Origin of the sequence: Pseudomonas sp. L-22-4S-12 (assembly GCF_009799935.1) — a bacterium.
GTDB lineage: Bacteria > Pseudomonadota > Gammaproteobacteria > Pseudomonadales > Pseudomonadaceae > Aquipseudomonas.
Genome location: NZ_WELL01000004.1, coordinates 348,407 through 368,339, shown reverse-complemented (window position 1 = coordinate 368,339; position 19,933 = coordinate 348,407). Strand labels below are relative to the sequence as shown.

Sequence of the window (19,933 nt, the reverse complement as noted above, 5' to 3'; positions counted from 1 at the left end):
GCGCGTTGGTCTCAATCCAGCTGCTGCAATTGTCCGTCGATCAGCCAGCGCTGCTCCAGACCCTGCGCCGTGCGCAGGACGAAGAGGGCATCCATGCCGCGCTCGGCCGCCATCTTCATCCCGGCCTCTTCGCCCAGCACCAACAATGCTGTGGCCCAGGCGTCGGCCAGCATGCAGGTGGCGGCCACTACCGTCACGGCCGCCAGGCGGTTGCGCAGGGGCGCCCCCAGGCCCGGGTGCATGGTGTGGGCGACGCGCTGGTCGGCCATCTCGACCCAGTGCCGATAGTCGCCCGAGGTGGCGATGGCGGCATCGCTGAGTTCCATCACGCCCATGACTTCGCGCAGGCCGTAGGTGGGGTTCTCGATGGCGATGACCCAGGGCTGGCCATCGGCCTTGTGGCCGCGGGCGCGCATTTCCCCGTCGATGCCGACCAGGTAGTGGCCGATCCCCCAGCCATCCAGGCAGCGCGCCAGTTCGTCGACGCCGAAGCCTTTGGCGATGCCGGCCAGGTCGAGGGTGATCGCGCTGCGCTTGCGTATGCGCCCGTGCACCGGGTCCAGTTCCAGGGCTGCGCCGGCCGCTCGGCGCGGCTGGCGGCGCAGGGCATCGATCTGCGCGCTGTCCGGCTGGGCTCGGTCGGGACCGAAGCCCCAGGCATTGACCAGGTCGCCGACGCCGATATCGAAGGCTCCGGCGGACTGCCGGCCGACCCGCAGGGCCGTCGCCAGCACCGTGTACAGTTCGGCCGGCAGATCCAGCCATTGCTCGGTGGCAAGGGCATTGAGCCGGTTCAGCTGCGAGTCGGCCTGCCAGCTGGACATCTGCCGGTCCACCCGGTCGACCGCGGCGAACAGACTGGCACCGATGGCCGACTCATCCAGCCCGGGCGCGGCATAGAACAGCGCGCTGTAGCGCGTGCCCATGGTGGCGCCGTTGAGGCTGTAGCGCTGCACGGCGGGTGTTTCAGTAGACATCTTCACGGTAGCGCCCCTGGGTTTTGAGGGTCAGTACGTCGAGGTCGAGCGGTGCCAGCACCTGATCCAGGGCCTGCATCACCCCCTTGGCCATCTCGCGGCTGCCGCAGACCAGGACCTGCGCGCCCTTGTCGATCAGCCGGCGCAGCTGCGTGGCGTCCTCGATGATGCGCTGCTGCACATGGCTGCAGTCGGCGGCCCGCGAGAAGGCGGTGTGCAGGCGGGTCAGGCGCCGGTCGGCCAGGTAGTCGTTCAGTTCGGGCTCGTAGAGAAAATCGGAGTCTGGATTGCGCCCGCCCCAGTACAGATGCATCGGGTGCCTGGCCTTGTTGTGGCGGATGAAACCGGTCAGCGGGCCGATGCCGGTACCGGCGCCGATCAGCACCACCGGGTGTTTGCCGGATGCCGGGCGAAAGTCCGGATTGGCCTGGATGAAGGCCTCGATCTGCCCACCCAGCGGCAGGTCATGCAGGAAGCTCGAACAGAGCCCGTTGGCATGTTTGCGCACGCAAATCTCCAGCACGCCATCGGTGGAGGCGCTGGCCAGGGAGTAGAAGCGCGGCAGCGGGCTGCCCGGCGGCACGATACCGACCAGGTCGCCGGCTTCGAAGTGGGGCTGGCGATTGCCGCCAAGCCAGCGCTGCAGCCGGTTGCCAGCGGGCGCCGGGGCGGCTGCGGTGAAGCGCAGCACGCTGGTCGGGGCCTGCACCTGCTCGCCGTACTGCACCCGCTCGACCAGCTGCCAGGTGCGGGTCGGCGGCTGTGGCGGTCTGTGTTGCAGGTTCAGCTCGCGGCCAAGCAGGCCGCCAACGGCGTTGCCCCAGCGGGCGAACGCCTGGGCGGACTGCCGGTCGATGGTCTCGAGGGCCAGCAGTCGCGGCCAGCCGCGCTTGGCCAGGGCAGCGTCGCAGTCCTTGGCAAACTGGCAGAACCGCGGGAACTGCCGGTCGCCAAAGCCGAGCACGGCAAAGCCCAGCCGCGGATTGGCCTCGATGCGGTCCAGGTGTTCGAGGAACTGGCTGGCGCTGGCCGGTGCGCCACCATCGCCATAGGTGGCGGTGAGGATGAACAGGCGCTCGGCGCGCGGGTAGTCGGCACGCAACTGGTTCATCGGCGCCGTGTGCACGCGCAGTCCGGCCTGGTTCAGGGCGGCATGCAGGGCCTTGGCGAAGCCCCAGGTGCCGTGGTTCTCGCTGCCGACCAGGATCACCGTGTCGGCGCTCTGTACCGCGGCATTGTTCGCCAGGCGCGGCATGGCCTGGCGCCGACGCCACCACAGGCGGACCCCGGTGAGGCTCATCAAGGGGACGCTGAGGGCGCCGAGGCCCAGCAGCAGGCCGAGCCACCAGAGGCCTTCGCCGGTGTGCAGCCGATAGACCAGCTCATACAGGCGGCGGGCGCTGTTGTGCGGGGTGAAGGACAGGAGCGTGCCGCTGACCTGATCGACATAGCCATCACCTTGGGCGGTGCTGAGTCGGTAGGCGTCGCTCGGATCGCCGGGGGCGGGGAAGGCCAGCTCGCGCAGGTCATTAAGGTCGGTGGCGCGCAGGGCTAGCAGGCTGTGCAGCGGCGCGGCCTGGCCGGCGCCGAGGGTTTGCGGGAATTCGGCTTCGACCTCCGAGCCATCGCTCAGCAGCTCGAAGCTCACCGCCGACAGGTACAGCCCGGTCAGCGCCGACAGCAGCAGGCCGACAATGGCCAGGCGGCCGACTTCGGCATGCCAGCGCTGGCTCAGGTTGCCTTGCAGCGGCCGTAGCAGCTTGTCCCAGCCACCCTGGCGCCTGGCAAGCAGGGCCGCCCCGGACAGGCTCAGCAGCAGCATGCACAGGGCGGCCATGGCGGCCAAGGCGCGGCCAGGCGTGCCGAGCAGCAGCGAGCGATGCAGGTCCTTGCTCCAGCTCGACCAGTCGCTCGGCTCATGGGCGGCAATGCCCTGGCCGCTGAACGGGTCGACCAGCACGGAGCCGGGCTCGCCCTCCTGCTCGAAGTCAACGATGACCGCGCCGTTCGGCGTCCGTTCTATCCGTTCGACGCCCGGATAGTGCCGGGCAACCCGCTCGGCCAGGTCGGCCAGGTTGACTTGGTCGGCGGCGGGAAGCGTCGCGTCGAGCCTTTCCAGGGTCGGCTGGAGCGACAGCAACAGCGCGCTGACGGCCAGCAGCATGACCAGCACGGCGGCGAGCAGACCCGGTAGTGAATGAAGCTGGCGCAGCATGGTGTGCCTCCGCGGGCGATTGCGATCACAGGTCGTAGCTGAATGACTCGACGTAACCATTGCCACCGACCGGCTGACCGGCGCCGGCGCGGGTCAGCGGCACGCTGACCTCGGCACGGTTGTCGCGCTTGTCCTCCACGGCGCTGTCGATGCGGATCTGGTAGCCGGCATCGATCAGGCTGTCGGCCAGCTCGATTGCGACGCTGAGGTTGTCGCCGCTGCCGACGCTGGCGCCGCTGATGCCGTCAAACGCGCTGCGCTGCAGGCCGCTGCCGCGTGCCCAGTCGCGCAGGTGCTTGTAGTACTTGGGCTTCTTGCCGGCGATCCAGAGTGTCTGCTGGTATTGGCCCTGGGCGTCGGTCAGATAGATCGCCAGGTAGGCGTCATTGCCGCGGTAGTCTTTTAACTGGGTGTTCAGGGTTATTGCCTGGGCCTGCGCCAGACCGGGCGCTGCCATGGCGCCGGCCAGGCACAGTGAGGTGGTAATGGTTTTCATCGGCCTAATGTCCAGTGAGTGGGGATGGCTTGAGGCTACTCACTGAAACTGAATGCAAGCTGAATGCACTTTTGCCGGGGCTTAACGGTTCATTAAGGCGAGTCTGCTAGGACCGCTTGGTTGCAGGGGCGGTGGCTAGCGCGGCTGAGTCGGCCAATGGCTTTGCCGGGCCGGGGCGCATGAGGCGTGGCCGCGAGGCTTCCCGCCAGCCGCGGGTCAGCGGTCATCCAGGTTGTGGTAAAGCTCGTTTTCTTGCTCGAAGTGCAGGCTCAGCACGGTGTCCAGGCGAACCAGCAGCAGCTGGATTTCCTCCAGTGATACCGTGCCGTGGGCGGCGCAAAGATCGCTGCTCATGCGGTCCAGCAGCTTGGCCAGGCGGAATATCTCGCGATGGGTGTGGCTCATGGCGGCCAGCGGGTCTTCGCCTTGCAGGTGTTTGACCAGCAATGGGTAAAGTGCGGTTTCGTCGTTCTCCTCATGCGGGATCAGGCGCTGCTGGAGCAGGACCACCAGCTGTTCGAGTCGGCTGCGCGCCTGCTCGGGCGCCAGGCTGGCGACGTTCCTGGCCAGGGCGCCAACTTCCTCGAGGACTTGCGCCAGGTCTGCATGCTCGCGGTGCAGCTCGTCGACGCTGGCGGCGCTGAGCTTGCTCGCGGCCCTGTGTCCCAGCCCGCCGCCGAGTGCGCGCAGGGCGTTGCCGATCACGGCGACGTCGATCACTTCCTGCAAGATGGCCCCGGCAAGCGCCGGCAGGTAGCCGAAGGCGGCGACCAGCATGGCCAGCGCCGAGAGCCCCATGCCGGCCAGCACCCCTTGGAGGGCGATCCGCTGTGAGCGCCGGGCGATTCGCAGGGCCTCGGCGACCCGATCCAGGCGGTCGACCAGCAGCACGACTCCTGCCGCCTCGGACGAGGCGGTGGCGCCATTGGCGCCCAGCGCGATGCCCACGTCGGCCGCGGCCAGGGCCGGTGCATCATTGATGCCGTCGCCGACCATCAGGGTTTTGCCGAGCTGGCGGCCCTGGGTCACGGCTGTCACTTTCTGGGCGGGGTCCAGCCCGGCCTGCACTTCATCGACGCCGGCGGCCAGGCCGATCATCTGCGCGGCCTCCAGGCGGTCGCCGGTGAGCATGATGATCCGCTGGATGCCGGCCTGGCGCAGCTGGCGCAGGGCGTGCGGCGACTCGAGGCGCAGGCGGTCGGCAAACAGGGCGGCCCCGGCCACGGCGCCGTCGATGGCGATGAAGCTGCCGCCGGACACCTGGTAGTCCATGCGCCGCAGCAAGGCGTCGCTCCAGGTCCGGTCGCAGTCTGGCGCGGCCACGTAGGCATGCGCGCCGAGCCTGATCCGGTGCCCGTCGACCATCCCCGACAGGCCGGCGCCGGGCTGCTCCTGCACGTCCTGCGGGGTGGTTAGGGACAGTCCGGCGTTGTTCGCGGCCTGGACGATGGCCGTGGAGATCGGGTGCGGCGAGGCCTGGGCCAGGGAGCCGGCAAAGAACAGCAGCTGGTGCTTGCTGTAGTCCCCGGCGCTTTCCACGGTATGCACGCTGGCATGGCCGGCGGTCAGGGTGCCGGTCTTGTCGAGGAACAGTATCTGCGCCGCGGCCAGCGCCTCGAGGGTGGCGCCGTCCTTGACCAGGATGCCGCGGTGGGCGCAACGCGAGACCCCGGCAATGATCGCCACCGGCACGGCAAGGATCAGCGGGCAGGGCGTGGCGACCACCAGTACCGCCAGGGCGCGCAGCGGATCGCCGCTGAACAGCCAGGCACCACCGGCGAGCAGCAGGGTGACGGGCACAAGTGCCAGGGCGTAGCGGTCGGCCAGGCGCACAAAGGGCGCGCGCGAATGGCGCGCGGATTCGACCAGGCGCACGATGCCGGCATAGGTGCTCTGGGCGGCCGAGCGGGAAGCCTGCAGGGTGAAGGGCGCGCCGGCATTCACTCCGCCGCTGCGGACCGTCGCGCCGGGCAGGTAGCGCACCGGAAGCGGCTCGCCGGTGAGGGCCGATTCGTCGAGGAACGCCGGTACCTCCAGCAGCATCCCGTCGACCGGTATCACTTCGCCCATGCGCAGCAGCAGGCGATCACCGGGGGCGATGGCGGCGGCGGGGATCTGCTCCAGGGAGCCGTCGGCGCTGTAGCGCCAGGCAAAGCGTGGCGCGCGGTCGATCAGGCGGCGCAGTTCGCGTTCGGCGCGCTGCGAGGTGTAGTACTCCAGGGTGCGGCCGCCGGCCAGCATCAGGGCGATCACTGCGGCCACCAGGTCCTGATCCAGGAGGATGGCGCCGGCGACCGAGAGCAGGGCGATGAGGTCGACACCCAGTTCGCGGTGGTAGAGGCGCACGATGATTTCAATCGCGAGCAGGCCGGCGACCACCAGTGCGCTGGCGCTCCACAGGAGTGCGGCGAAATCGCCATGGCCCAGGCCGCGCGCGACAAATCCGCTCAGCAGAGCCAGCAGTGTCAATCCCAGGAACAGCGGATTGATCCAGCCTTTGGCCATCGTCGGGCGCTCCTGTTTGCCGGTACCCGTGGAATTGTGCTCCAACCGCTATCAGCGTAGTTGGGTTCAATGACAGGGATTCATGTCGCTGGAGCGCGTGCGTGTCGTGTTTTTGCCGAGCAAAAACGCAAACGGCACCCGCAGGTGCCGTTTTGCCGGATTACCCCGCACTCAGGCGTGCAGGTGCTCGGCCGCGTACAGGGTGTTTTCCAGCAGGCAGGCGCGCGTCATCGGGCCCACGCCGCCGGGAACCGGGGTGATCCAGCCGGCGCGCTCGGCGGCGGCGTCGAACTCGACATCGCCGACCAGCTTGCCGTCGGCCTGGCGATTGATGCCCACGTCGATGACGATGGCGCCCGGCTTGATCCATTCGCCCTTGACCAGGCCTGGTTTGCCGGCCGCGACCACCACCAGGTCGGCATTGGCCAGGTGGCCGGGCAGATCCTTGGTGAAACGGTGGGTAACGGTCACGGTGCAGCCGGCCAGCAGCAGTTCCAGGGCCATCGGCCGGCCGACGATGTTCGATGCGCCGACGATCACGGCATTCAGGCCGTGCGGGTCGACCCCGGTGCTTTCCAGCAGGGTCATGATGCCTTTCGGCGTGCACGGACGCAGCAGCGGGATGCGCTGGGCCAGGCGGCCGACGTTGAACGGATGGAAACCGTCGACGTCCTTGTCCGGATGGATGCGTTCGAGCAGTTGCGAGGCATCCAGATGCGCCGGCAGCGGCAGCTGGACCAGGATGCCGTCGATGGCGTTGTCGCCATTGAGCTGGTCGATCAGCGCCAGCAGTTCGCCCTGACTGGTGCTGGCCGGCAGGTCATGGGCCACGGAGACGAAACCGACTTCTTCGCAATCCTTGCGCTTGTGCGAGACATATACCTGGGAGGCGGGGTCGCTGCCGACCAGGATCACCGCCAGGCCGGGGGCGCGCAGGCCTTGCTGGCGGCGTTCGACAACGCGTTGGGCAATCTGCTGGCGCAGGCTGGCGGCTATGGCTTTGCCATCGATCAGTTGTGCGGTCATGGCGCGTGGTTAACCATCGAAAAGGATTGAAAAAGGGCGTGCATTCTCGCACGGCGAGGCGGTCGGGCAAAGGCGCAGCCCGGCGAATTTCCTGTAACTCCTTTATCTCGCTGAATTTTTTTAACTTTTAGGGTTGACGGGGTGAGGGCGCCTATATAAGATTCGCCCCGCTTGTCGAGCACAGCCAGTCGCTGGGTAAGACGGCAAAAGCGAGATCTTCGGGTCTTGCCGAAGCCGAAGCTTCAAGTCTGCGCTAGCAGATGAACAAGCGCCCGTAGCTCAGCTGGATAGAGCATCCGCCTTCTAAGCGGATGGTCGCAGGTTCGAGTCCTGCCGGGCGTGCCATCTGGCATCCAGGCACAAGCATCGCAATATGGTGGGCGTAGCTCAGTTGGTAGAGCACAGGATTGTGGCTCCTGGTGTCGAGGGTTCGATTCCCTTCGTCCACCCCATATTCGAGAAAACGCCAGGCCCTGGGCCTGGCGTTTTTGTTTCAGCGCTTGACCACGCGGACGTGGTGAAATTGGTAGACACACCAGATTTAGGTTCTGGCGCCGCAAGGTGTGAGAGTTCGAGTCTCTCCGTCCGCACCATCTTTTCTCTTCCTTTATATGTCCTGCCGTTCCTGCGCCTTCTCCGCAGGTGACTTCTGCTATTCGACCCACTAGAATGCATGCCCTTGATTCTGGGCCGGAACGGCCGGCTTACGTCTGTGCAACGAGGAATATCCATGCAAGTTTCTGTTGAAAGCACCTCCGCTCTTGAGCGCCGCATGACCATCGGTGTCCCGGCCGAGCGCGTCGAGACCGAAGTGACCAAGCGTCTGCAACAGACTGCCCGTCGTGCCAAGGTCGCTGGTTTCCGTCCTGGCAAGGTGCCGATGAGCGTTATTCGTCAGCGCTACGAGGACTCCGCTCGTCAGGAAGCCCTAGGTGATCTGATCCAGGCGACCTTCTACGAAGCCATCGTCGAGCAGAAGCTGAACCCGGCTGGCGCCCCGGCTGTAGAGCCGAAGTCCTTCGAGAAGGGCAAGGATCTGGAATACGTTGCCATCTTCGAAGTCATCCCGGAAATCCAGGTGGCCGGCCTCGAAGGCATTGCCATCGAGCGCCTGCAGGCCGAAGTCGGTGATGCCGACGTCGACAACATGCTGGAAATCCTGCGCAAGCAGAACACCCGCTTCGAGGCCGCCGAGCGTGCCGCCGAAAACGGCGACCAGCTGAACATCGATTTCGTCGGCAAGGTTGACGGCGAAGTCTTCGCTGGCGGTTCCGCCAAGGGTACCCAGCTGGTACTCGGCTCCGGCCGCATGATCCCGGGCTTCGAAGAAGCGCTGGTCGGCGTCAAGGCCGGCGAAGAGCGTGTGATCACCCCGACTTTCCCGGCTGATTACCAGAACCTCGAGCTGGCCGGCAAAACTGCCGAGTTCAGCGTGACCGTCAACAGCGTTTCCGCCCCGCAACTGCCGGAGCTGAACGACGAGTTCTTCGCCCAGTTCGGCGTCAAGGAAGGCGGTATCGACGGTTTCCGTGCCGAAGTGCGCAAGAACATGGAGCGCGAGCTGCGCCAGGCCATCAAGTCCAAGGTGAAGAGCCAGGTGATGGAAGGTCTGCTGGCCGCCAACCCGGTTGAAGTGCCGAAGGCGCTGATCGGCAACGAAGTGAATCGTCTGCGCGTGCAGGCCGTGCAGCAGTTCGGCGGCAACATCAAGCCGGACCAACTGCCGGCCGAGCTGTTCGAGGAGCAGGCCAAGCGCCGTGTTTCTCTCGGTCTGCTGGTCGCCGAAGTGGTCAAGCAGTTCGAGCTGAAGCCGGACGATGCCCGCGTACGCGAAGTGATCGAAGAGATGGCGTCGGCCTACCAGGAGCCTGAGCAGGTTCTGGCCTGGTACTACAAGAACGACCAGCAGCTGAACGAGGTGCGTTCGGTTGTACTGGAAGAACAAGTTGTAGATACTGTTCTGCAGAAGGCCAAAGTGACCGATAAAGCGGTCTCCTACGAAGAAGCGGTCAAGCCGGCGGAAGCTCCGCAAGCTGCCTGATCCCTCGCCTCGTTAGAGCACACCATAAGCCAGCCTTCGAGCTGGCTTATGCGTCTTTGGGATATGAACATTTATGGAGAGATCGCTGGACATGTCGCGTAATCAATTTATGCAGCAAATGCCTGATATCCAAGCTGCCGGCGGCCTGGTGCCGATGGTGGTCGAGCAATCCGCCCGCGGTGAGCGTGCCTACGATATCTACTCGCGCCTGTTGAAGGAGCGGGTGATCTTCCTGGTCGGCCCGGTCGAGGACTACATGGCCAACCTGGTGGTTGCCCAGCTGCTGTTCCTCGAGGCGGAAAACCCGGACAAGGACATCCATCTCTACATCAACTCCCCGGGTGGTTCGGTGACCGCTGGCATGTCGATCTACGACACCATGCAGTTCATCAAGCCCGACGTGTCCACCATCTGCATCGGCCAGGCCTGCAGCATGGGCGCGCTGCTGCTGGCCGGCGGCGCTGCCAACAAGCGTTACTGCCTGCCGCACTCGCGGATGATGATTCACCAGCCGCTGGGCGGCTTCCAGGGCCAGGCCTCGGATATCGAGATCCATGCCCGGGAAATCCTCACCATTCGTGAGCGCCTGAACAAGATCCTGGCCGACCATTGCGGTCAGCCGATCGACGTGATCGCCAAGGATACCGATCGCGACAATTTTATGAGTGGCGAAGAAGCGGTCAAGTACGGCCTCATCGACCAGGTGCTGAACAAGCGCCAGCTGGCCAGCTAACCCGCCTTTCTCCGGGGCGGTCGCACATCCGGCCGTCCTGCAGGGTTGAAAATGCCAGCAATTGCCTCCATCTTGTGTTCCATGCCTACCGGATTTGGATTGATCGAATGACTGACACCCGCAATGGCGAGGACAACGGCAAACTGCTTTATTGCTCCTTCTGCGGCAAAAGCCAGCATGAAGTGCGCAAATTGATTGCCGGCCCCTCGGTCTTTATCTGCGACGAGTGCGTCGACCTGTGCAACGACATCATCCGCGAGGAGGTGCAGGAAGCCCAGGCCGAGAACAGTGCGCACAAGTTGCCCGCGCCGAAAGAAATCAGCGGCATCCTGGATCAGTACGTCATCGGTCAGGAGCGCGCCAAGAAGGTGCTCTCCGTCGCGGTGTACAACCACTACAAGCGTTTGAATCAGCGCGACAAGAAAGACGATGTCGAGCTGGGCAAGAGCAACATCCTGCTGATCGGTCCGACCGGTTCGGGCAAGACCCTGCTGGCGGAAACCCTGGCGCGTCTGCTCAATGTGCCGTTCACCATCGCCGATGCCACCACCCTGACCGAAGCCGGTTATGTCGGTGAGGATGTCGAGAACATCATTCAGAAACTGCTGCAGAAGTGCGATTACGATGTCGAGAAGGCCCAGATGGGCATCGTCTACATCGACGAAATCGACAAGATCTCGCGCAAGTCGGACAACCCGTCGATCACCCGTGACGTTTCGGGTGAGGGCGTGCAGCAGGCGCTGCTGAAACTGATCGAAGGCACCGTGGCCTCGGTTCCGCCGCAGGGCGGGCGCAAGCATCCGCAGCAGGAGTTCCTGCAGGTGGACACGCGCAACATCCTGTTCATCTGTGGCGGTGCGTTCTCCGGCCTGGAGAAGGTCATCCATGGTCGCTCGACCAAGGGTGGCATCGGCTTCAATGCCGAAGTGCGCAGCCAGGAGCTGGGCAAGAAGGTCGGCGAGGCGCTGCGTGAGGTCGAGCCTGACGATCTGGTCAAGTTCGGCCTGATCCCGGAGTTCGTCGGTCGTCTGCCGGTCATCGCCACCCTCGACGAGCTCGACGAGGCGGCGCTGATGCAGATCCTCACCGAGCCGAAGAATGCGCTGACCAAGCAGTACGGCAAGCTGTTCGAAATGGAAGGGGTGGATCTGGAGTTCCGTCCGGATGCACTCAAGGCCGTGGCCCGTCGTGCGCTGGAGCGCAAGACCGGTGCCCGTGGCCTGCGTTCCATCCTCGAAGGCGTGCTGCTCGACACCATGTACGAGATCCCCTCGCAGAGTGAAGTCAGCAAGGTGGTGATCGACGAAAGCGTGATCGAAGGCAGCTCCAAGCCGCTGCTGATCTACGAAAACAGCGAGCCGCCGGCCAAGGCTGCGCCTGACGCATGATGTCTGATACCTGACGAAACCAAGGGCCCTGCGGGGCCCTTTGTTTTTCCGGTGTCCTTGCTTGTTTTTTCCCGGAGCTGGCCCCATCTTAGGTCCAAGGGTCTCCCGTCCGTTTACGGCCAAATGGCCGCCGTAGAGCTGAAATCATGAAGACAACCATCGAATTGCCTCTCCTACCCCTGCGCGATGTTGTGGTCTATCCACACATGGTCATCCCGCTGTTCGTGGGGCGCGAGAAGTCCATTGAAGCCCTCGAGGCGGCAATGACCGGCGACAAGCAGATCCTGCTGCTGGCGCAACGTAATCCGGCCGACGACGATCCGGGTGAAGAGGCTCTGTATCGCGTGGGTACCGTGGCGACCGTGCTGCAGTTGCTGAAACTGCCGGATGGTACGGTCAAGGTGCTGGTCGAGGGTGAGCAGCGTGGTCGCATCGAGCGCTTCATCGAGGTGGACGGCCATTGCCGCGCCGATGTGCAGCTGATCGACGAGACGGAAGTTGCCGAGCGCGAGGCGGAAGTCTTTGCCCGCAGCCTGCTCAGCCAGTTCGAGCAGTACGTGCAGCTGGGCAAGAAGGTCCCGGCCGAAGTGCTGTCCTCGCTGAACAGCATCGACGAGCCCGCTCGCCTGGTCGACACCATGGCCGCGCACATGGTGCTGAAGATCGAGCAGAAGCAGGAAATCCTCGAAATCACCGAGCTGCCGGCCCGTGTCGAACACGTGATGGCTCTGCTGGATGCGGAAATCGACCTGCTGCAGGTCGAGAAGCGCATCCGCGGTCGGGTCAAGAAGCAGATGGAGCGCAGCCAGCGCGAGTACTACCTGAATGAGCAGATGAAGGCCATTCAGAAGGAGCTGGGCGACATCGATGAAGGTCACAACGAGATCGATGAGCTGAAAAAGCGCATCGACAATGCCGGCCTGACCAAGGAAGCGTTGACCAAGGCCAATGCCGAGCTGAACAAGCTCAAGCAGATGTCGCCGATGTCGGCCGAAGCCACCGTGGTGCGCTCCTATATCGACTGGCTGGTAAACGTGCCGTGGAAGGCCGAGAGCAAGGTGCGTCTGGACCTGGCCAAGGCCGAAGACATCCTCGACGCCGATCACTATGGGCTGGACGAGGTCAAGGAACGCATCCTCGAGTATCTCGCCGTGCAGAAGCGGGTGAAGAAGCTCAAGGGGCCGGTGCTGTGCCTGGTCGGCCCGCCTGGGGTGGGCAAGACCTCCCTGGCCGAATCCATCGCCCGCGCGACCAACCGCAAGTTCGTGCGCATGGCTCTCGGTGGCGTGCGTGATGAGGCCGAGATCCGCGGGCATCGGCGGACCTATATCGGTTCCATGCCGGGTCGACTGATCCAGAAGATGACCAAGGTTGCCGTGCGCAACCCGCTGTTCCTGCTCGACGAAATCGACAAGATGGGCCAGGACATGCGCGGCGACCCGGCCTCGGCGCTGCTGGAAGTGCTCGATCCGGAGCAGAACCACAACTTCAACGACCATTACCTGGAGGTCGACTACGACCTGTCGGATGTGATGTTCATCTGCACCGCCAACTCCATGAATATTCCCGGCCCGCTGCTGGACCGCATGGAGGTGATTCGTCTGCCCGGTTACACCGAGGACGAGAAGATCAATATCGCGGTCAAGTACCTGGCGCCCAAGCAGATCGAGGCCAATGGCCTGAAAAAGGGCGAGGTCGAGTTCGAAGCCGAGGCGATCCGCGACATCATCCGCTACTACACTCGCGAAGCCGGGGTGCGCAGCCTGGAGCGGCAGATCGCCAAGGTGTGCCGCAAGGCGGTGAAGGAGCATGCCAAGGAAAAGCGTTTCAGCGTGTTGGTGACCGCCGATCTGCTGGAGCACTTCCTCGGCGTGCGGCGTTACCGCTACGGCCTGGCCGAGCAGCAGGATCAGATCGGCCAGGTGACCGGCCTGGCCTGGACCCAGGTCGGTGGCGAGCTGCTGACCATCGAGACCGCCGTGGTGCCGGGCAAGGGTCAGCTGATCAAGACCGGTTCGCTCGGCGACGTGATGGCCGAGTCGATGACGGCGGCGCTCACCGTGGTGCGCAGCCGGGCCAAGAGCCTGGGCATTGCGCCGGATTTCCACGAGAAGCGCGACGTGCACATCCACATGCCGGAAGGCGCCACGCCCAAGGATGGTCCGAGTGCTGGTATCGGCCTGTGCACGGCGCTGGTTTCGGCCCTGACGCAGATTCCGGTGCGTGCCGATGTGGCCATGACCGGCGAGATCACTTTGCGTGGTCAGGTACTGGCAATTGGCGGCTTGAAGGAAAAACTTCTGGCCGCGCACCGCGGTGGAATCAAGACCGTTATCATCCCGGAAGAAAATGTGCGTGATCTGAAGGAAATTCCGGAGAATATTAAGCAAGACCTGACCATTAAGCCGGTTAAATGGATTGACGAGGTCCTGCAAATTGCGCTGCAATACGCCCCGGAGCCCTTGCCCGATGCGGCTCCCGAGATGGTTGCAAAGGATGACAAGCGCGAGTCTGATTCCAAGGAGCGAATCAGCACGCATTAGCCGCAGGGCTTCCTTGACACATTTTTCGAGCCCTTGTTATAAAGCGGCTCTCATGTGTCAGCCAGGCCCTTCAGCACCCGCTTTGCTTACACCAAACAATTAAGAAACAACTCAACAGAAATAAGGGGACTTAGATTGAACAAGTCGGAACTGATCGATGCCATCGCCGCATCTGCTGATATCCCGAAAGCTGTTGCTGGCCGCGCGCTGGACGCAGTGATCGAATCCGTCACTGGCGCCCTGAAGGCTGGTGATTCCGTGGTGCTGGTTGGCTTCGGTACTTTCGCTGTTAAAGAGCGTGCTGCCCGCACTGGCCGCAACCCGCAGACCGGCAAGCCGATCAGCATCGCCGCTGCCAAGATCCCAGGTTTCAAAGCTGGTAAAGCCCTGAAAGACGCCGTCAACTAAGCGTCTCTCTGGCCTTGCCCTTCCAGGTCGGGCTGGCCCCGACCTGGTCGGAGCGGCGGTTCAGACGAGCCAAAGCCGCTCCATCAGTTACCGAGAAGGCGCATCCTAGGATGCGCCTTTCTTTTATCCGGATTTCACCCACGCTGCATGGCTGCTTGTTCAGCGCAGCCGTTTCGGGGGATGCATGCTGCAGAATATCAGGGACAATTCACAGGGGTGGATTGCCAAGACCATCGTCGGCGTCATCGTCGCGCTGATGGCTCTCACCGGATTCGACGCCATCGTCAACTCCGCGAGTAACAGTAAGAATGCTGCCGACGTCAACGGCGAGAAGATCAGCCAGGACGCCCTCAGCAGTGCCGTCGACATGCAACGCCGCCAGTACATCCAGCAGTTCGGCAAGGACTTCGATGTGTCCATGCTGGACGACAAGATGCTGCGCGAGTCGGCGCTCAACGGTCTGATCGACCGCAACCTGTTGCTGCAAGGCAGCAAGGATGCCGGCCTGGCCTTCTCCCAGGCGGCGCTCGATCAGCTGATTCTGAGCATGCCGCTGTTCCAGGTGGACGGTAAGTACAACAAGGACCGCTTCCTGCAGATCATCCAGCAGGAGGGGTACACCCCGATGCAGTTCCGCCAGCGTCTGGAGCAGGATGTGCTGATCAGCCAGCTGCAGGCCGGCCTGGTCGGTAGCAGCTTCCTCACCGATGCCGAGCTGGATGCCTTCGTCCGCCTGGACAAGCAGACCCGTGACTTCGCCACCCTGACCCTGCAAGCCGACGCCAAGGCGGTACAGCTCAAGGACGAGGAGCTGAAGGCCTACTACGACGGCCATGCCGACCAGTTCATGAGCCCCGAGCAGGTGGTGCTGGACTATGTCGAGCTGAAGAAGAGCGCCTTCTTCGATCGCGTAGAGGTCAAGGATGATGAGCTGCAGGAGCAGTACCAGAAGGAAATCGCCGGGCTGGCCGAGCAGCGTCAGGCCGCGCATATCCTGCTCGAGGTCAACGACAAGCTGAGCGACGAGCAGGCCAAGGCCAAGCTCGAAGACGTGCACAAGCGCCTGCAGCAGGGTGAGGATTTCGCCGCGCTGGCCAAGGAGCTGTCCCAGGATCCGGGTTCGGCAGCCAATGGCGGCGACCTCGGCTATGCCGGCCCGGGCGTCTACGACCCGGCCTTCGAAGAGGCGCTGTATGCGCTCAAGCAAGGCGAAGTCTCCGCGCCGGTGCGTAGCGAGTTCGGCTGGCACCTGATCAAGCTGCTGGGCGTGCAGGCGGCCGATGTGCCGAGCTTCGACAGCCTGAAAGACAAACTGGTCGCCGATCTCAAGGCGCCGCGTGTTGAGCAGCTGTTCGTCGAGGCCTCCAAGGCCCTCGAAGACGCCGCCTACGAGGCTGCCGATCTGGCCCAACCGGCCCAGGAGCAGGGGCTCGAGGTGAAAACCACCGCCGCCTTCGGGCGCGAGGGGGGCAGCGAAGGCGTGGCCGCCAACCGTCAGGTGATTCAGGCGGCATTCAGCGAGGATCTGCTGGAGGCTTCGACCAACAGCGGGGCCATCGAGCTGGATCCGGATACCGTGGTGGTGGTGCGGGTCAAGGAGCACAAGAAGTCGCAACTGCTGCCGTTCGAGCAGGTCGCTGCCAGCATCCGCGAAAGCCTGACCCTGCAGCGTGCCAACGAAGCGGTCAAGGCCAAGGGCGAGGCACTGCTGGCCAGCCTGCGCGAAGGCAAAACCCCGGTCGAGCAGGCCGAGCAGGGCCAGGTCTGGAAGGTCGTCGAGGCGGCGACGCGCAACCAGGAAGGCGTCGATCCGGTTCTGCTGCAGGCGCTGTTCCGCATGCCCAAGCCGGCCGACAGCGGTGCACCGACCTTCACCGGTGTCAGCCTGAGCAACGGCGACTATGTGCTGCTGCGCCTGAATGGCGTCGGCCAGCCGCAGGCCGAGCTGAGCGCGGAAGAGAAGACCATGTACCGCCGCGCCCTGGCTTCGCGCCAGGGTCAGCAGGACTTCAATGCCTACCGTGCCGAGCTGAAGGAACAGGCTGACATCGAGCGTTACTGATCGATCGGGTCCGCCCCGCGGGGCGGATCGCCAGCCACAAAAAAGGCCGCATGATGCGGCCTTTTTTGTGGGCGAAGATTGAGTCGGGCTCAGTCTTCGATGTTGCCCATGGCGGTGGTGTTGAAGCCGCCGTCGACATACATGATCTCGCCGCTGATGCCCGAGGCCAGGTCGGAGCAGAGGAAGGCGCCGGCGTTGCCGACTTCCTCGATGGTCACGTTGCGACGCAGCGGGGTCTGCTTCTCGTTGGCGGCGAGCATCTTGCGGAAGCTCTTGATACCGCTTGCCGCCAGGGTGCGGATCGGGCCGGCGGAGATGCAGTTGACGCGGGTGCCTTCCGGGCCGAGGCTGCCGGCCAGGTAGCGCACGCCGGCTTCCAGGCTGGCCTTGGCCATGCCCATTACGTTGTAGTTGGGCATGGTGCGTTCGGCGCCCAGGTAGGACAGGGTCAGCAGGCTGCCGTTGCGGCCCTTCATCAGCTCGCGGCCGGCCTTGGCCAGGGCGACGAAGCTGTAGGCGCTGATGTCGTGGGCGATCTTGAAGCCTTCGCGGGTGGTGACTGCGGTGAAGTCGCCGTCCAGCTGGTCGCCCGGGGCGAAGCCCACCGAGTGGACGATGCAGTCCAGGCCGTCCCATTTCTTGGCCAGTTCCGCGAAGACCGTGGCGATTTCCTCGTCATTGGCCACGTCGCAGGGGAAGCACAGTTCGGGGCCCGAGCCCCAGCCGGCGGCGAATTCCTCGACGCGGCCTTTCAGCTTTTCGTTCTGGTAGGTGAAGGCGAGCTCGGCGCCCTCGCGATGCATGGCGGCGGCGATGCCCGAGGCAATCGACAGTTTGCTGGCCACGCCAACGATCAGTACGCGCTTACCGGCGAGAAAACCCATGTGCTTTGTTCCTCTTCTGATTAATCGGCCTTGCCGGGAGCCATGAAGGCGGCTTCCAGCAACTGCCGGGTATAGGTGTGCTGCGGGGCGGCGAAGATCGTGTCGGCCAGGCCCTGTTCCACCACCTTGCCCTGTTTGACCACCATCAGCTGGTGGCTCAGGGCCCTGACCACCGCCAGGTCGTGGCTGATGAACAGGTAGGTTAGGTTGTACTTGGCCTGCAACGAGCGCAACAACTCCACCACTTGGCGCTGCACCGTACGGTCGAGCGCCGAAGTGGGCTCGTCCAACAGAATCAGCGCCGGTTTCAGCACCAGTGCCCGGGCAATGGCAATCCGCTGCCGTTGCCCGCCGGAAAACTCGTGGGGGTAGCGGTGCCGGGTTTCCGGATCCAGACCTACTTCCACAAGCGCGTCGATGACCGCCTGTTCCTGCTCCGCCGGCGTCCCCATGCGGTGGATATCCAGGCCTTCGCCAACGATCTGCCCAACCGACATGCGTGGGCTGAGGCTGCCGAAGGGATCCTGGAACACCACCTGCATCTGCCGCCGCAACGGCCTCACGGCCTGTTGCGACAACCCGTCCAGCGCCTGGCCCTGGAAGCGGATGGCGCCCTGGCTGCCAAGCAGCCGCAGGATCGCCAGGCCGAGGGTGGACTTGCCGGAACCGCTTTCACCGACTATGCCCAGGGTCTGACCCTGGGGCAGGCTGAAATTGATGCCGTCCACCGCCTTCACATGGTCGACCGTACGGCGCAGCAGCCCTTTCTTGATCGGGAACCACACGCGCAGGTCGTCCACTTCCAACAGTGGCGGGCCGGCAGGGTTGGCCGCCGGGCCGCCGCTGGGCTCGGCGCCGAGCAATTCCTGAGTATAGGGATGCTGCGGCGCATGGAACAATTCGTCACACGACGCCTGTTCGACGATGCGACCGCGCTGCATGACACATACGCGGTGAGCGATTCGTCGCACCAGGTTGAGATCGTGGCTGATCAGCAGCAGCGACATGCCCAGGCGCGCCTGCAGATCCTTGAGCAGTTCGAGGATCTTCAGCTGCACGGTGACGTCCAGCGCGGTGGTCGGTTCGTCGGCGATCAGCAGCTCCGGCTCGTTGGCCAGGGCCATGGCGATCACCACGCGCTGGCGCTGGCCGCCGGACAGCTCGTGGGGGTAGGCGCGCAGGCGCTTGTGCGGTTCGGGGATGCCCACCAGTTCGAGCAGTTCCAGGGTGCGCGCGGTGGCGGCCTTGCCGGACAGGCCCTTGTGCAGGGCGAGGACTTCGTTGATCTGCTTGCCGATGGTGTGCAGCGGGTTGAGCGAGGTCATCGGCTCCTGGAACACCATGGCGATGCGGTTGCCGCGGATGCCGCGCAGCTTAGCTTCACCGAGGCGGAGCAGGTCTTGTTCACCATAGTGGATGCTGCCGCTCGGGTGGCGGGCGAGCGGGTAGGGCAGCAGGCGCAGGATCGAGTGGGCGGTGACCGACTTGCCCGAGCCGCTTTCGCCGACCAGGGCCAGGGTCTCGCCGCGCTTGATGTCGAAGCTGACGCCTTCGACCACGCGCTGGACGAGGCTGCCGGTGACGAATTCGACGGCCAGGTCGCGGACTTCGATGAGGTTGTTGGCGTCGGTCATCTCATTTCCTCGGGTCGAAGGCATCGCGCGCGGCTTCGCCGATGAATACCAGCAGGCTGAGCATCAGCGCCAGCACGGCGAAGGCGCTGATGCCCAGCCAGGGCGCCTGCAGGTTGGACTTGCCCTGGGCCACCAGCTCGCCCAGCGACGGTGCGCCGGGCGGCAGGCCGAAACCGAGGAAGTCCAGGGCGGTCAGGGTGCCGATCGCGCCGGTGAGGATGAACGGCATGAAGGTCATGGTCGAGACCATGGCGTTGGGCAGGATATGGCGGAACATGATGGCGCCGTTCTGCATGCCCAGGGCGCGCGCCGCGCGCACGTACTCCAGGTTGCGCCCGCGGAGGAACTCGGCGCGCACCACGTCGACCAGGCTCATCCAGGAAAACAGCAGCATGATGCCCAGCAGCCACCAGAAGTTCGGCTGCACGAAACTGGCCAGGATGATCAGCAGGTAGAGCACCGGCAGGCCCGACCAGATTTCCAGGAAGCGCTGGCCGACCAGGTCGACCCAGCCGCCATAGAAACCCTGCAGGGCGCCGGCGAACACGCCGATCAGCGAGCTGAGCAGGGTCAGCACCAGGGCGAACAGCACCGACACGCGGAAGCCGTAGATCACCCGTGCCAGCACGTCGCGGCCCTGGTCGTCGGTGCCCAGCCAGTTCTGCGCCGAGGGTGGCGCGGGCGCCGGCACTTGCAGTTCATAGTTGATGCTGGAGTAGTCGAAGGGGATCGGCGGCCAGAGCATCCAGCCGTCCTTCTCGGCGATCAGCTCGCGGATGTAGGGGCTCTTGTAGTTGGCCTGCAGGGGAAACTCGCCGCCGAAGGTGGTTTCCGGGTAGCGCTTGAGCACCGGGAAGAACCATTCGCCGTCATAGCGCACGGCCAGCGGCTTGTCGTTGGCGATCAGCTCGGCGCCCAAGCTGAGGATGAACAGGCCGAGGAACAGCCACAGCGACCACCAGCCGCGCTTGTTGCTTTTGAACCGGGCGAAGCGCCGTTGGTTGAGCGGGGAGAGCTTCAT

Annotated in this window: 14 protein-coding genes and 3 tRNA genes; 9 read left to right on the top strand and 8 right to left on the bottom strand. The window is 64.4% G+C overall.

Going from position 1 to position 19,933, the window contains the following annotated elements:
- Positions 1 to 11: 11 nt before the first annotated feature.
- From F3I16_RS12990 to folD, 5 genes are all read right to left on the bottom strand, one after another.
- On the bottom strand, positions 12 to 977 hold the full coding sequence (locus F3I16_RS12990; protein ID WP_160494040.1) for an FAD:protein FMN transferase: 966 nt from the start codon (positions 975 to 977) through the stop codon (positions 12 to 14).
- The gene (locus tag F3I16_RS12985) at positions 967 to 3,192 is read right to left on the bottom strand and encodes a PepSY domain-containing protein (protein ID WP_160494000.1); all 2,226 of its coding nucleotides are present in this window, start codon (positions 3,190 to 3,192) and stop codon (positions 967 to 969) included. The genes F3I16_RS12990 and F3I16_RS12985 overlap by 11 nt, the downstream gene beginning before the upstream one ends.
- Before the next feature lie 25 nt (positions 3,193 to 3,217).
- Positions 3,218 to 3,688, bottom strand: a complete 471-nt coding sequence (locus F3I16_RS12980) for a DUF2271 domain-containing protein (protein WP_160493999.1) — start codon at positions 3,686 to 3,688, stop codon at positions 3,218 to 3,220.
- A 216-nt stretch (positions 3,689 to 3,904) separates the two neighbouring features.
- Positions 3,905 to 6,193 carry a heavy metal translocating P-type ATPase gene (locus F3I16_RS12975; protein WP_160493998.1) on the bottom strand — a complete coding sequence of 763 codons (2,289 nt, stop codon included), beginning with the start codon at positions 6,191 to 6,193 and terminating at the stop codon, positions 3,905 to 3,907.
- A 171-nt stretch (positions 6,194 to 6,364) separates the two neighbouring features.
- Positions 6,365 to 7,219, bottom strand: a complete 855-nt coding sequence (gene folD, locus F3I16_RS12970) for a bifunctional methylenetetrahydrofolate dehydrogenase/methenyltetrahydrofolate cyclohydrolase FolD (protein WP_160079635.1) — start codon at positions 7,217 to 7,219, stop codon at positions 6,365 to 6,367.
- Between the two features lie 268 nt (positions 7,220 to 7,487).
- Between folD and F3I16_RS12965 the strand changes: the two genes are divergently transcribed.
- The 9 genes from F3I16_RS12965 (at position 7,488) to F3I16_RS12925 (ending at position 16,394) form a co-directional block, all read left to right on the top strand.
- Positions 7,488 to 7,564: transfer RNA gene (locus F3I16_RS12965), tRNA-Arg, on the top strand.
- Between the two features lie 31 nt (positions 7,565 to 7,595).
- Positions 7,596 to 7,671 (top strand) — tRNA-His (locus F3I16_RS12960).
- Positions 7,672 to 7,727: 56 nt separating this feature from the next.
- Positions 7,728 to 7,812: transfer RNA gene (locus F3I16_RS12955), tRNA-Leu, on the top strand.
- Positions 7,813 to 7,949: 137 nt separating this feature from the next.
- The gene (tig, locus tag F3I16_RS12950; RefSeq protein WP_160493997.1) at positions 7,950 to 9,260 is read left to right on the top strand and encodes a trigger factor; all 1,311 of its coding nucleotides are present in this window, start codon (positions 7,950 to 7,952) and stop codon (positions 9,258 to 9,260) included.
- Positions 9,261 to 9,351: 91 nt separating this feature from the next.
- On the top strand, positions 9,352 to 9,993 hold the full coding sequence (gene clpP / locus F3I16_RS12945; RefSeq protein ID WP_160489537.1) for an ATP-dependent Clp endopeptidase proteolytic subunit ClpP: 642 nt from the start codon (positions 9,352 to 9,354) through the stop codon (positions 9,991 to 9,993).
- Positions 9,994 to 10,100: 107 nt separating this feature from the next.
- Positions 10,101 to 11,381, top strand: a complete 1,281-nt coding sequence (gene clpX, locus F3I16_RS12940; protein WP_160493996.1) for an ATP-dependent Clp protease ATP-binding subunit ClpX — start codon at positions 10,101 to 10,103, stop codon at positions 11,379 to 11,381.
- 146 nt (positions 11,382 to 11,527) lie between these two features.
- A complete protein-coding gene (gene lon / locus F3I16_RS12935) occupies positions 11,528 to 13,924 on the top strand; it encodes an endopeptidase La (protein WP_160493995.1) in 2,397 nt (798 codons plus the stop codon).
- A gap of 135 nt (positions 13,925 to 14,059) precedes the next feature.
- Entirely contained in the window at positions 14,060 to 14,332 is a 273-nt protein-coding gene (gene hupB / locus F3I16_RS12930) for a nucleoid-associated protein HU-beta (protein ID WP_003239952.1), read from the top strand.
- Between the two features lie 184 nt (positions 14,333 to 14,516).
- The gene (locus F3I16_RS12925; protein ID WP_160493994.1) at positions 14,517 to 16,394 is read left to right on the top strand and encodes a SurA N-terminal domain-containing protein; all 1,878 of its coding nucleotides are present in this window, start codon (positions 14,517 to 14,519) and stop codon (positions 16,392 to 16,394) included.
- Between the two features lie 89 nt (positions 16,395 to 16,483).
- On the opposite strand, the gene fabI is transcribed toward F3I16_RS12925, so the two are convergent.
- Genes fabI through F3I16_RS12910 form a run of 3 tightly spaced genes read right to left on the bottom strand, consistent with a single transcriptional unit; the run spans position 16,484 to position 19,933 of the window.
- On the bottom strand, positions 16,484 to 17,278 hold the full coding sequence (fabI, locus tag F3I16_RS12920; RefSeq protein WP_160493993.1) for an enoyl-ACP reductase FabI: 795 nt from the start codon (positions 17,276 to 17,278) through the stop codon (positions 16,484 to 16,486).
- A gap of 20 nt (positions 17,279 to 17,298) precedes the next feature.
- Positions 17,299 to 18,912, bottom strand: coding sequence for an ABC transporter ATP-binding protein (locus tag F3I16_RS12915; RefSeq protein WP_160493992.1), 1,614 nt, complete (start codon positions 18,910 to 18,912; stop codon positions 17,299 to 17,301).
- A 1-nt stretch (position 18,913) separates the two neighbouring features.
- Positions 18,914 to 19,933 carry an ABC transporter permease gene (locus tag F3I16_RS12910; RefSeq protein WP_160493991.1) on the bottom strand — a complete coding sequence of 340 codons (1,020 nt, stop codon included), beginning with the start codon at positions 19,931 to 19,933 and terminating at the stop codon, positions 18,914 to 18,916.